Source organism: Brevibacillus sp. AY1 (assembly GCF_029870785.1).
Lineage (GTDB): Bacteria > Bacillota > Bacilli > Brevibacillales > Brevibacillaceae > Brevibacillus > Brevibacillus invocatus.
Genome location: NZ_JAFLPN010000001.1, coordinates 564,683 through 577,857, shown reverse-complemented (window position 1 = coordinate 577,857; position 13,175 = coordinate 564,683). Strand labels below are relative to the sequence as shown.

At 49.3% G+C, this 13,175-nt stretch carries 10 protein-coding genes; all 10 read right to left on the bottom strand.

The features are described 5' to 3' along the window. Positions 1-6: 6 nt before the first annotated feature. The 10 genes from JZI27_RS03050 to JZI27_RS03005 all read right to left on the bottom strand — a co-directional run bounded on the left by JZI27_RS03050 (position 7) and on the right by JZI27_RS03005 (position 13,169). Positions 7-513, bottom strand: coding sequence for a GNAT family N-acetyltransferase (locus JZI27_RS03050; protein ID WP_057133989.1), 507 nt, complete (start codon positions 511-513; stop codon positions 7-9). A gap of 72 nt (positions 514-585) precedes the next feature. Further along, complete coding sequence (locus JZI27_RS03045; RefSeq protein WP_280206752.1) at positions 586-2,244, bottom strand: AMP-binding protein; 1,659 nt, start codon at positions 2,242-2,244, stop codon at positions 586-588. 117 nt (positions 2,245-2,361) lie between these two features. After that, positions 2,362-2,835 carry a hypothetical protein gene (locus JZI27_RS03040; RefSeq protein WP_122908258.1) on the bottom strand — a complete coding sequence of 158 codons (474 nt, stop codon included), beginning with the start codon at positions 2,833-2,835 and terminating at the stop codon, positions 2,362-2,364. A gap of 91 nt (positions 2,836-2,926) precedes the next feature. Continuing rightward, on the bottom strand, positions 2,927-3,418 hold the full coding sequence (locus JZI27_RS03035) for a YajQ family cyclic di-GMP-binding protein (protein ID WP_122908259.1): 492 nt from the start codon (positions 3,416-3,418) through the stop codon (positions 2,927-2,929). Positions 3,419-3,451: 33 nt separating this feature from the next. Continuing rightward, the gene (locus tag JZI27_RS03030) at positions 3,452-4,240 is read right to left on the bottom strand and encodes an SDR family oxidoreductase (RefSeq protein ID WP_057134011.1); all 789 of its coding nucleotides are present in this window, start codon (positions 4,238-4,240) and stop codon (positions 3,452-3,454) included. Positions 4,241-4,384: 144 nt separating this feature from the next. Beyond that, positions 4,385-7,444: an efflux RND transporter permease subunit gene (locus tag JZI27_RS03025; protein WP_057133997.1), complete on the bottom strand. Its 3,060-nt coding sequence runs from the start codon at positions 7,442-7,444 to the stop codon at positions 4,385-4,387. A 2-nt stretch (positions 7,445-7,446) separates the two neighbouring features. Continuing rightward, positions 7,447-8,676 carry an efflux RND transporter periplasmic adaptor subunit gene (locus JZI27_RS03020; protein ID WP_057133998.1) on the bottom strand — a complete coding sequence of 410 codons (1,230 nt, stop codon included), beginning with the start codon at positions 8,674-8,676 and terminating at the stop codon, positions 7,447-7,449. A gap of 182 nt (positions 8,677-8,858) precedes the next feature. Continuing rightward, positions 8,859-10,670: an oligoendopeptidase F gene (gene pepF, locus JZI27_RS03015; protein ID WP_280206751.1), complete on the bottom strand. Its 1,812-nt coding sequence runs from the start codon at positions 10,668-10,670 to the stop codon at positions 8,859-8,861. Positions 10,671-10,796: 126 nt separating this feature from the next. Next, positions 10,797-12,083 (bottom strand): UDP-glucose dehydrogenase family protein, encoded by a 1,287-nt coding sequence (locus JZI27_RS03010; protein WP_280206750.1) that lies wholly within the window; start codon positions 12,081-12,083, stop codon positions 10,797-10,799. A 12-nt stretch (positions 12,084-12,095) separates the two neighbouring features. Then, a complete protein-coding gene (locus tag JZI27_RS03005) occupies positions 12,096-13,169 on the bottom strand; it encodes a glycosyltransferase (protein WP_057134084.1) in 1,074 nt (357 codons plus the stop codon). Between the last annotated feature and the right edge of the window lie 6 nt (positions 13,170-13,175).

Here is a 13,175-nt window from a genome sequence, read left to right as displayed (position 1 = left end):
TAGATGCTAAAAAAGCAAATACATATGGGTCTCGTCTACGTATTTATCTCCGATCTTCAATGCCCTTTTCTCTTGACCGAATGGCTGAAAACCCATTTTTTCGTAAAAACGGACTGCTGCCTGATTCGAAGTAACGACGGCAAGCTGCACTTGATCGATATCCCCAAAAGCCTGCAAATGCGCCAGGGTCGCCTGCATGAGCTCTCGCGCTACACCTGTGCCCCTGTGTGCTTGCTTCACATACATCGAAACGATGACTGCCTTGTGCCGTACCTTCGCACCCTTATGGCGAAAATAGCCGATGAGCCCGACGATTTCCCCTTCTTCAAAAGCGCCAAAATAGCCGCTCTCTCCTTGATTGGACAAGGCTAATCTTGCTTGCCAATCCTCCAGGCTCTTCTTTTTTTCTTCCTCTAAGCTGGCGCCAAACGCCTCCGGCTCCTGCTCCAAAGCTTCTAGTCTTATGGCCGCCAACGCTTGAGCATCGTTCGGTACCAGTAGGCGTATTTCCATTCTAAGCTGCCCCTCTCCCTACATTTCCCACCATCATAGTGGACGAGGGCCTGATTGTAAAGAGAATCAGACTTATGCGGTATCATTTTGTCCCTTAGTTTCTAACCCAATGGCTTGCATCGCTTGTTCCCGTAGCTTGAACTTCTGTATTTTCCCTGACGCTGTCATCGGATACTCTTCAACAAACTGAATATAGTGAGGAACCTTGAACCGGGCGATTCTTCCGTCACAGAACTCCTTCACCTCTTCAACCTTCAAGTCTTCTCCCGGCTTGACGCGAATGCAAGCAAGAACCTGCTCTCCATACTTGCTGTCGGGTACTCCTACGACCTGCACATCCAAAATTTTCGGATGTGCATAGAGGTACTCTTCGACCTCACGGGGATAAATATTCTCCCCTCCGCGAATGATCATATCCTTTAGTCTTCCCGTGATCCGATAGTAGCCCTCCTCATCGATGGTCGCCAAATCGCCTGTATGCAGCCAGCCCTCAGCGTCGATGACCATCTTCGTCTGTTCTGGCATATTGTAATAGCCTTTCATCACCAAATAGCCACGGGTGCATAATTCTCCCTGGACATTTGCAGGCAGCGTTTCGCCTGTCACAGGATCGACCACTTTTGCCTCTACCCCGTCGTGAACTCTCCCCACCGTCGCCACTCTTCGTTCGATTGAATCCTCCGGTCTAGTCTGGGTAATGACTGGTGAAGACTCCGTCTGCCCGTAGGCGATCGTGATATCTCGAATCCCCATCTTTTCGACTACGTTTTTCATCACCTCGATCGGGCAAGGCGAGCCAGCCATGATCCCTGTGCGCAACGAACTCAGATTACGCTGCTCAAAACTGGGATGATTCAGTTCGGCAATGAACATCGTAGGTACGCCATACAGAGCGGTGCAGTGCTCGTTTTCCACGACAGAAAGCACCAGACCCGGTTCGAAGGCGATTACCGGCACCATCGTGGCACCAGTCGCTACACAAGCCAAAGTCCCCATCACACAGCCAAAGCAGTGGAAAAAAGGAACGGGAATACATACTCTGTCTTCCGCACCGAGACGTTGGCATTCAGCGACCTTGATCGCATTATTGACGATATTGGAATGGGAAAGCATGACGCCTTTTGGAAAGCCTGTTGTACCTGATGTATATTGCATATTAATCACATCATCCGGATCGAGGGATCGCTGTCTCTTTATACGCTCCTGCTCATCCAGAAGAGCAGCTCGATCCAACAGATCTCTCCAGGTAAACATACCAGGTTGACGATCTTCTCCTAGATAAATGACATTTTTCAAATGTGGCAGACGCGCTGACTCAAGCTTGCCTGGCTCACTATGTTCGAGCTCCGGGCAGATCTCACGAACCATATCTACATAATTGGCATCACGAAAAGAACCCATTAGCAAAAGCGTGGTGGATTCCGACTGGCGCAAAAGGTATTCCAGCTCGTGGGTTCGATAGCTGGTATTTACCGTGACCAGCACTCCTCCCATTTTCGCGGAAGCAAACTGGGTAATGACCCACTCTGGTACATTGGTCGCCCAAATCGCCATATTCTCTCCTTTTTGAATACCGAGAGACATGAATCCTTTTGCCACTTGATTGCAGATTTCCTGAAATTCCTGATACGTATAGCGCAGCCCTCTTTCCTGATAGACCAGCGCTTCCTTTTGCCCGTATTTTTCTGTTGTCTCATCTAGCAGATCTCCAATGGTGATCGTGCGCAGCATCGCGCCACCTCCGCATCATTAGACTGAATGTTCACAAAATAACACTTCTGTATCTCCTAATATATTCCTTCCCGAATAAAAAAAGAAAAAGCGTCCCCCGATCGGAACGCTTTTTCCTTACTTCACTACGAAATTTTGTACGGCTTCCACCTTGTACGGCAGATGGTTGCTGTAATTCAGTTCCACGCGCAGTTCATGCTCGCCCTTGGGCAGCTTTTTCAAGAGAAACTCGGGTTGATAGATCATTCCTTTTGCCTCTCCATTGAGATAGAGATGTGCGTGACCTTCTCCGAAAACAGGAGTTTGACTCATGTCCCCGTTCTCATCCACAAACTGGAAGTTCTGCGTCAACAAGGAAACTTCCGCTGTCGTGCCATCTACTGCGATGTCCAAATTCAACGAAGGCTTTTCTGAACCGACTGGCTTGTTCACCGGTACGGTTGAGGCTGGAACACTTTCTCCACCTGGTCTGTAGGAGTCAGAGACGTTCAATGGATCCTTCACCAACAGCATGATCCCTGCCACCAGAACAATCAGGAAAACGATTCCACCCAAAATGAGATTACGCATACTGATAATAAAGACCTTCATGGCTCGCCTCTCCCTTTCGCTAGTGCTTGTCACTTATTTGTACATGCATACGCGAAAAGAAGATCTATTAGAAGCAAAACTTTTCTAGTCTTTACCGATAGTTGATAAATTGCACATCCAAAGGCAGGTCTGATTTGCGGATCGCTGCAATGATCATCTGCAGCTCATCCTTGCTTTTTCCCGTCACGCGCACTTGATCATCCTGGATCTGTGTCTTCACTTTCAAACCTGCATCCTTGATGATATTCGTGATTTTTTTCGCATTTTCCTTATCGATCCCTTGCACGAGCTTGACGCGCTGCCGTACGGTTCCACCCGCTGCAGGCTCGATCTTTCCGTAATCCAGGTTCTTGATCGGGACATCCCGCTTCACCAGCTTGCTGATCAAAATATCCTTGACCTGGCCCAACTTAAACTCATCATCCGAAACGAGCACGAGCTCTTCCTTATCCAATGAAATGCTGCTCTTGCTGCCCTTGAAATCAAAACGGTTTTCGATTTCCTTGACCGCAGTATGAATCGCGTTGGTCACTTCCGACAAATCTACCTTGGAGACAATGTCAAAAGAACTTTCTTTGCTCATGTAAAGACCCCTTTACGATTTCATTTGTTGAGCTTATATGGCTTTGACCAGACCTCCGTCCACCAGCAATGCCTGTCCCGTAACGTAGCTATTGGCAGGGGAGGCGAGGAAGGTAACCATCCGCGCAAATTCATCCGGTTGTCCATATCGGCCAAGTGGAATAAAGGACTCTTCCTGGATACGCACTTCTTCCATCGTCATGTTGGTACGCTCTGCTTGATTTTGATCCAGTTGGGCCACGCGGTCTGTCGCAATCCTTCCCGGTCCGATCGTATTGATCAAAATGCCATCCGGGCCAAGCTCTGTGGATAAGGTCTTTGCGAGTCCCACGACACCCGTGCGGAAGGTATTGGAAAGGATCAGATTTTCCAAAGGCTGTTTGATGGAGGACGAGGTGAAATTGATAATCCGTCCGAATTGTTTGGCACGCATATGGGGCAGGACGGCGCGGATCGCGCGAACGTAGCTGAGCAGATTCAATTCAAACGCTTTGATCCAATGCTCATCCTCAAGCTGATCAAACCTGCCTGGCGTCGGTCCGCCGGAATTGTTGATCAAAATGTCAACGCCGCCAAAACGCGCAACGGTTTCCTCTACGATGCGCGAAATATCTGCTGCTTGGGTCACATCGGCTACTACAGCCAGAGGCTCTCTTCCTGTCGCTTGCAAGATCTCTGCTTTTACTTTTGACAGTGCTGCTTCATCGCGGCCGCAGATGGTCACGTTAGCGCCTTCATGAGCCAAGCACACTGCTGTCGCTTTGCCCAATCCTTTACTTGAAGCGAGTACGATTGCTGTTCTTCCCTGTAATTGCAAATCCATTTTCATACCCCTCTCGATTTGAAAATATCATTATGTATTCTTCTTACCTTTTATTCTACAGAACTTTCAGATGAACGAAAAGCAAAAGAGGAGGTGCACGCACACTTCCCCTCCCCTTTTACTTTGTTTTTTTCGATTACGATCCTAAACGGGCTCTACGATTGCTTTTTTTGCTGCCCTTTTCGCTTCTCTTCGCGCGATTCGCTTTTCCTTGGCACCTTCAAACAAGGAGTACAACACCGGAACGAGAATGAGAGTTACCATCGTATGGAACACAAGTCCTGAGATGACCGCTGTGGCGAGTGGCGCTTCAAGGTCGGAGCCTTCCGCCATCGCAAGAGCCATGGGCAGCATGCCGAGAATAGCCGTCAGTTTCGTCATGATGACCGGACGAACCCGCTCCTTGGTTCCCTGTACAATCGCTTCTGACAGACTCATCCCACGCTCACGCAGCAAATTGATTCTATCAATCAACAGGATGGCATTGGACACGACGATCCCGATCAGCATGATCATGCCGATCATCGCCATTTCCCCAAATATCCGTTGTGTGACAACAAATCCAATCACGACACCAACTAAGGCCATCGGAATCGTTAACAAAATGATCAGAGGCTGTGAAATACGGCCAAACTGAGCCACCATAATCACGTAGATCAAAGCGAGAACACCTGCAAATACGAGAAGTCCTTGTGTCATATTTGCACTTTGCTCTTTCAGCTTCCCTGCAATCTCTACCTCATAGCCGGCTGGAACAGCGAGATTGGGCAATTTTACTCCGATTTCGCGTCCTACAGTACCGAGATCCGTGCCTAGCAGCTCTGCTGATACCGTCACAATGCGCTCTCCCTGCTCCCGTACGATCACGACCGGTGATTTGCTATAGGTCACCTCGACCAGCTCCGAGAGAGGAACCTGCGCACCAGAATTTGTAGTAATCATAATCTGACGCAGTTGTTCTGGATGCTTCAGCCAATCTTCCGGCATTTGGGCGACAACCTCAACGTCCAGTCCATCCTTGGAGATGGAAGTAACCGATTGTGTTCCAATCAGTGTGCTGATCTGCTGCAGCATGGAGCGATGATCGACATCAAAACGAGCCAACGCCTCTTGCTTGGGAATCAGGGTTACTTTTTCTTTCCCTTCCTGAAAGTCATTGCGAATGTTATTGACACCTTGAATACTGGCGAGCATGGCCTCAACCTCTTTGGAGATGCTAGCCATCTGCTCCATATCGTCACCCTTGATATCCAGTTGAATCGGAGCTTCCGTACCCTGACCCCCGAAGGCTGTCGTTATGCTTTCCGTACCTTCGATCGCCTTCAGCCGTTCATTGATATCGAAAGTCAACGCTTCCTTGTCACGACTTCGTTCTTTCTTTCCTTTCAAGGAAATGAAAATCTCGGAGGAGCTTTTGCTCGCAAAGAAAAACACATCTTTCACTTCCGGCATATCGCGCAGTGCTTGTTCTGCCTGCATGGAAACCTGCTGTGTCGCCTCCAGCGTAGATCCTTTTGGCATATTGATGTTGGCAAATACGAGGTTTTCATTCACATCCATGCCTTGGCCCATTTTCATCATGGGCATCATGAAACCTACACCCACGAGCAACAAAATGGAGGCAATCACCGTTTTGACCCGATGGCGCAATGCCCATTTCAAAATGCGCTGAAAGGCTCTCACGATGACATGGTCTCGAGACTCACCCTCCAGAGATACTTTTTTGTCTTTCTGCAAGAATCGGTCTGAAAATACAGGGACAAAAAAGAATGCTGCAATGGTAGATGCAATGATGGCAGATGAAACCGTGAAGGCAATCGTCGCCAAAATCGGCTTTAACCAGTCTTCAAAATCAGCAAAGACGAGTGGCAAAAAGACGACGATGATGGTTAATTGAGACGTAAAAACAGGTGTCAGAACCTCGCGCGTTCCTTTTACAATCGCTTGCGAGAGCGGCTCCCCCTTCTCGCGGAAGTGATAGATGCTCTCCAGAACCACGATTGCGGCATCTACGATCAGCCCGACCGACAAGCTGAGGGAAATCAAGGTAACCATATCGATGTTGTAGCCGCCGATCTTCATCGCAATAAAGGTCATCAGTGCTGATAGGGGCAAAGTTGTCGCAATAACCAGCGTCACCCGCCAATTGCGTAAGAAAAGAAACAGTATGAGTATCGCCAGTGCTCCACCAATCATCAACTCGCGACTCAGATTGCTGACAGCGTGCTTAATGTAGGAGACGGCTTCTACCATCACTTTCAGTTCATATTGCCCGCTGGCCTCTGCGTTGATTTGCTGAACGACCTTTTCCACTTCGCCTTGCGTCGTGATCAGATCACTGCCATCTGAACGTTTCACCGAAAGATAGATAAATACTCCTCCGTTGGTCAAAGCGACGGAGTCCTTCACTTTTCCACGCAGATCTTCAACCCGCGCGAGCTGACTCAAAGCCACCATGCCACGCGGGGTGTCAATGGTGAGCTGATTCATTTCCTGAACAGTATTATACGTATTATCAATCATGACTACGGTATCAAAACCGATGTTTTCCAATGTGCCTACAGCCTGTTTCCAGTTCGTCTGCTGGAGCTGCCCGATGACTTGCGCAGGTGTTGTCTGATACGCATTCAATTGCTCTGGAAGCAAGGTGATCGCGATTTTGTTCTCAAAGCTGCGATCCGATATATCTACTTCCTTGACTCCAGGTACTGCTTCAATGCGATCCTTGATCGTTGTTTTGGCCAAGCCAAGCATTGCTTGAGGATCTGCTCCGACGAGTGCGTAGTCGATCAGCGCGTCATCCCCGAGATTGGCTTGATTCACGTTGATTGTATCGACAGCTTTCGGAAAATCGTTGCGGACCCTGTTTACCGCGTTTTGAACTTCCTGCTTGACCCTTTCCCCTTGACCTTCCTCTGCAATGATTTGGATAGAGCTACGACCTGTACTTGTACTGGATGAGTACTCTTTGATTCCGGAAATCGATTTGAGCTCCTGCTCGATCTTTTTGGTCACCTTTTCTTCCATTTCTTCAGGCGGCAGGGCTCCTCCCGCTGCATTGACTGTAAGCCATGGAAAGTTGGATTTGGGCACTAATTCAATGTTAAAAGTGAACAACGAACCGATGCCTGCGATCACAATCAGAAACGTAATCAGATAGACGATCAGTCTTCGTTTGAGCAGGAAGAGAATCATTCGAATCATGCTTATTCTCCTCTCGCCTCAACTTTTTGTCCCTCAACGTAGAAGGTAATCCCACTTTTCAAAAGTTGGTCCCCATCGTTGATTCCTGACAAGATTTCAATGTGATCGCCTGTCAATTGTCCAATTGCCACTTCTTTTTTCACTACGACCCCATCTACAACCGCCATCACGTAGTTGGAAGACTTGCTCACACCCACGCTCTCCAGCGGAACGAGGAAGCCATTAATAGGACGTTGAACCTTGATCGTTGCAGACATCCCTCCACGCAGGGTCCCATTCGGATTGGAGACCGCGACCTCTACCCGATACCGACCAGTCTGTTTATCAATAACAGGCGAGACGAACGTAATGGTTCCTTCCCTGCTTTCTTGATCCTGAGAAACGACTTGAACCTTGCCGTTTTTAGAAAAAAGGGCGATAGCGTCATTCGTAACATCCAACGTTACCTTTACTTCAGACAAATCCACCACATGGATCATTTGTTCACCTGGAGATACCTGCTCGCCTACCTGCTTAAACACATCAACAACGGTCCCGGCAAAAGGAGCCGTAATCCTTGCATCGTCCATGCTTTTTTTGGCTCTTTCCACCTGGCTTGCCGCTTGCTTGATTGATGCATTGGCCATTGCCACATCCTCCGGTTCAGCTGCACGCAGCAAGGAGTCTAAAGCAAGCTGTGCATTTTTCACCGAAATCTCAGCATTCGTCAGCTCTCTTCTGCGCTGGTCCATTTCACTTTGCGATATCGCTCCGCCTGCGAGCAGCTTTTCTCCTGTCTCAACCTCTTGCTTCGCCTTCGTCAGCTGATTTTGCGCGCTTGTGACCTGCAATCTTTGTTGTTCAACCGCCTCTTCTGTCGCTCCTTTTAATGTCTTCGACTTGCGGGCTGCCGCTTCGGCCACCTGACTGGAAGCTGCTTCTACTTCCTTCTGATAATATCGGGTATCCAGAGTAGCCAGTAGCTGACCTTCCGTGATTTTGGCTCCCTTGACCGCACCGATAGACGAAATCGTGCCTCCTGTTCCAAATGGCAGTACGGCCTCGCGCTTGGCCTCCATGATGCCTGTCAATTCCATAAAGACCGGTGTTGATTCTTTTTTTACAGTAACCACTTCTACCACCTTTGCCTGCACAGTCTCTGCTTGGGCTTGGTTGGCTTCCTCCGGCGCTCCACTGCAGCCAGCTGTTACGAGCAAAAGTGATGCAAGGATCATGGTCGTTCGTCTGTTCACAATAATTCCTCCATTTACCTCTCAATCATTCTCTTGCGTTATTGTGCCAGTTTTTACCTCTACGCCAAACAGTCAACGGGTGGAACTTTTCCTCCTCCTCAAGACGGAGAGCATGCCTGCTGAAAAAAAAAAACCGCCAGAGTTTTCCCTCTAGGCGGTTGTAGTCTTGGTATTAAGGACTTTTACGATTCTGCGATGAGCTGCTCCATCTCTTCCAGCAATTCCTTGAACACGGCCAATGCTTCGCGAATCGGCTCTGGCGAAGTCATATCTACCCCTGCACCCTTCAGGAGGTTGAGCGGATAATCCGAGCTGCCCCCCTTGAGGAATTGCAGATAGCGCTTCACAGCCGGTTCTCCTTCCTCCAATATCTGTTTGGAGAGAGAGGTCGCTGCGGAAAAACCTGTCGCGTATTTGTAGACGTAGAAATGGCGGTAGAAGTGCGGAATTCGTTCCCACTCCAGATCAATTTCCTTGTCTATAACCATCTCTGGTCCGTGGTACGCCACATTCAGCTCGCGATACAGCTCATTGAGGCGGTCAGCTGTCAGCGGCTCACCTTCCTCTTCCTTGGCATGTATGATTTTCTCAAACTCCGCAAACATGGTCTGCCGGAAAACCGTCCCCCGGAATTGCTCCAGGTAGTAGTTGATGAGGTACATCCGTTTTTGCTTGTCAGTCGTGGTTTTGAGCAGATGATCCATGAGAAGGGCTTCGTTCAGGGTAGAGGCCACTTCCGCAACAAAGATTTTATAATCGGCATACGTGTACGGTTGATTTTTGTTCGAATAATAGCTGTGCAGGGCATGCCCCATTTCATGAGCGAGAGTGAACATGTTGTTGACGTTGTCCTGGTAGTTCATCAAGACAAACGGATGAGTCGTATAGGCCCCCCATGAGTAGGCGCCACTTGTTTTTCCCTCGTTTTCATGCACATCGATCCAGCCATTGGTGAAGCCTTCCCCAAGCACTTTACCATAGTCGTCGCCTAGCGGGTGCAGTGCTTCCTTGATGGTTTGAACAGCCTCGTCGTAAGGAATTTTCATATCCACTTCCGGAACGATCGGCACATACAAATCATACATGTGCAGCTCGTCGACACCGAGCGCTTTTTTACGCAAGGCGATATAGCGATGCATGAGCGGCAAGTGCTCACGAATCGTCGCAATCAGATTGTCGTATACCGATACGTCCACATTGTCCGCGAACAGTGCAGAGTAAAGAGCAGAAGGATACTTCCGTGTACGTACGTAGAAGACATCTGCTTTTACTGACGAAGTCAATGCTGCGGCAATTGTATTGCGGAATTTGCCATATGTGCTGTACAGAGCCTCAAATGCTTCTTTGCGCACCCTGCGATCCTTGCTTTCCATAAACTGCGTGTAGCGACCTTTTGTCAGCTCTACCTCTTCCCCATTTTCGTCCTTGATCATGGGGAACTTGATGTCAGCATTGTTCAGCATGCCGTAGATTTTGGAGGGCGCTGAAGCCAGTTCGCTCATGTTGGCCAGGAGCTCTTCCTCCTCCGACGATAACGTATGGGGCTTGAATCGGGTGATTTCATTAAGCAAGATCCGGTAATGGGCCAAGCCGGAATTCTGGTTGATCCACGACTCCAGCTCCTCCGTCGGAATGTCCAGGATCTCTGGCTGTATGTACGAAGTGGAGCCATACACTTGTGTGCTCAATGCAGTAGCACGGTCAGTCAAGCCCTGGTAGGTGCTGTTTGCATTGTCCTCATCACGTCTCATGCGCGCATACACGTAGACCTGATCCAGCGTTTTCAACAATTCATCCTGCAGGGTGAGAGCATCCAGCAAATGCTGCGCGGACTGACTCAGCGTTCCCTTCTTGGCAGCCAGCTCATCTGAGAGCTTCTTTGCTTTCTGTACATCTTGTTCCCAGGCTGCATCAGTGGGATAAATATCCTCTAGACGCCACTTGTCTTCTGCTGCAATTTCACTACGTTTCGGCAGAGTTTTACTTTTACTCAACTTCCTCACTCCTTCATACTTCACTGGATGATCCTACCTGTATCGTATCGTATTCTCTCTCCCTGTTCAAATAGACATGGTCTTATCTTGCCAAAAGAAAAAGCCAACTCTCCTGAAGTGGAGTAGTCAGCTTCTTCCAACCCCCTGATAAAAATATCCCGCTTCCTCTAACGCTCTTGCGGGCCAAGCGTTTCTTCCGTCAAAAAGCAGGGGGACTTCCATCATTTCCATGATCTTTGCCCAATCCAGCTCGACACACTCCTTCCACTCCGTTACCAAGAGAGCAGCATGCGCCCCTTGAAAGACAGCCTCAGGTGTCGAAGTGTATTCTGCATCCGGGAAAAGCTCCTTTACATGGTTTGAAGCCACAGGGTCGTAGGCGACGATCAATGCCCCAGACCTCTGTAAGGCATCCAGAATAGTCAGGGAGGGGGCTTCACGGATATCGTCGGTATCCGGTTTGAATGCGAGGCCCAGCAACGCGATTCGTTTCCCATACAGATCAGGCATTTGTTTGTGGAGCTGCTCTAGGAACCAGAGAGGCTGGGTAGCATTGACCTCCCTCACTTTTTCCAATATCGACAGGTTTACGCCGTGTCGTTTGGCAAGATTCAGCAAAGCAATCGTATCCTTCGGGAAACAGGAGCCACCATAGCCGACACCTGCGCGAAGGAACTGTGGTCCGATCCTGCTGTCGAGACCCATCCCCTGTGAAATGGTCAATACGTCTGTTCCGATTTCGCTGCTCAGTCTGGCCAATTCGTTCATGAAAGATATGCGTGTAGCCAAGAAAGCGTTGGATGCATACTTGATCAATTCGGCATTCGCACGTGTCGTCTCTACCCAGGGCGCTGAGATGCCCTTGTACATTTCCTTCATGATATTCATCGCTTTTTGACTATCCGCACCCACGACGATTCGGGATGGCTGCAAGGCATCTTCCAATGCGCACCCCTCACGTAGAAACTCCGGATTGGAAACAACGTGCAGGTCGGCACAGTGACACAGCCTGCTTGCGGCATGGTCTCCAGTCCCGACAGGCACGGTGCTTTTGATGACCACCACTCGCTCCACCGGCGCCAGGGAATGCAGCTCTTCAATTTCTTGAAGTGCAGCATGTAAATAAGTCAAGTCCGCCTCACCATTTGCTGCCTCAGGTGTTCCTACGCAAACGAAGATGACTTGTGCTTCTTTTGCTTCATGAAGACAGGTCGTAAAAAAAATATTTTCTTGTTCCAGGACTTGTTTGAGCACCTGATCAAGACCTGGCTCGTAAATCGGTGATAGCCCCTGCATGAGTCGATCGATCTTATGCTTAACGACGTCGATCCCCAGCACCTGATGCCCCTTTACAGCCAGGGAAACTGCCGTTGTCAATCCCACGTAACCGGTACCGATCACGGCAACCTTCATTCTTTCACCCCATCATTTTTTCATCACACGCAGGTAGAGGTCTTCCAAAATCGCTCGCTGCTTTGAAATGTCGTGACTGCGTTCCACTTTTTCCCTCGCCCGCGCCACTACTTGCGGCCACTCTCCCCTCGCCTCCATCACATGCTCCATCATCCTTGCCAGCTTTGTCGAGGAACGCTCAGGGACCAAATAACCGCTCACTTTATGTTCAATCAACTCTGGTATGCCTGCATGATAGGTCGAGATCACCGGTCTTCCTGTCGCCATCGCCTCCATCAATACATTGGGAATACCTTCCTGATTTCCGTTCCTAGCCGTTTTACAGGCGATCACGAAAAGATGGCAGCGCGCTAGTTCACGCTGCACCGCGTGGTGGGGTAGCGCCCCTTTGAACACAACTTGCTTTTCGATTTGGTATTTCTTCACCATCCGCCGTAATTTCTGCTTTTCTTCTCCGTCACCGACTATGATCAATTTGGCCTTGGGATACTTGATCCGTATTTGCTTGAAGGCTTTAATCAATGTATCCATTCCCTTTTTCTCTGTCAGTCGTCCAACACTCAGCAGACGGTACTCGTCATTGGCTACAGCTTGGGGGGCCTGCATGGGAAATTTTCGCAAGTCAATCCCGGACCGGATCAACGTAATTTTCTTAGCAGGACAACCCAAGCGAACCAGCCTTCGCTTCATGTGTTGACTGACAACTGTAAAGGCCATTCCTTTGCGAAACAAGCGTTTGAGCGCGCGCCGATAAGACGGATTTTCCCGTACCCTCTTCGTTGCGTCAAAACCGTGAAAGGAGGTGATCAAAGGGATTTTTGCTTTGCGCGCATACGGGAGAAGCTCCAGTCCAGCAGGACCAAACCGAGCGTGCAGACATTTCACTTTTTTTCTTCGCAACCATGTGGAGAGGCCGGTCAAATGCTTGCGCACATAGACCGGCGAGTAGGGAAAAAGCTTTTTGTTCATGTGCCTTTGTCGCGTCAAGACGATTGGTTCGACCTGTCGGTGGCCAAGTAGCTGCTCGTATATAAAGGTTTCACTTTTCGGAAGAAACTTTCTTCGATAAACGAGGACGCGATGCATAACCGG

Coding starts and splice junctions, on each gene's coding strand:
- JZI27_RS03005 (WP_057134084.1), bottom strand. CDS start 13,169: ATGCATCGCGTCCTCGTTTATCGAAGAAAGTTTCTTCCGAAAAGTGAA.
- JZI27_RS03025 (WP_057133997.1), bottom strand. CDS start 7,444: ATGATTCGAATGATTCTCTTCCTGCTCAAACGAAGACTGATCGTCTAT.
- JZI27_RS03030 (WP_057134011.1), bottom strand. CDS start 4,240: ATGGATTTGCAATTACAGGGAAGAACAGCAATCGTACTCGCTTCAAGT.
- JZI27_RS03050 (WP_057133989.1), bottom strand. CDS start 513: ATGGAAATACGCCTACTGGTACCGAACGATGCTCAAGCGTTGGCGGCC.
- JZI27_RS03040 (WP_122908258.1), bottom strand. CDS start 2,835: ATGAAGGTCTTTATTATCAGTATGCGTAATCTCATTTTGGGTGGAATC.
- JZI27_RS03010 (WP_280206750.1), bottom strand. CDS start 12,083: ATGAAGGTTGCCGTGATCGGTACCGGTTACGTGGGATTGACAACGGCA.
- JZI27_RS03045 (WP_280206752.1), bottom strand. CDS start 2,244: ATGCTGCGCACGATCACCATTGGAGATCTGCTAGATGAGACAACAGAA.
- JZI27_RS03035 (WP_122908259.1), bottom strand. CDS start 3,418: ATGAGCAAAGAAAGTTCTTTTGACATTGTCTCCAAGGTAGATTTGTCG.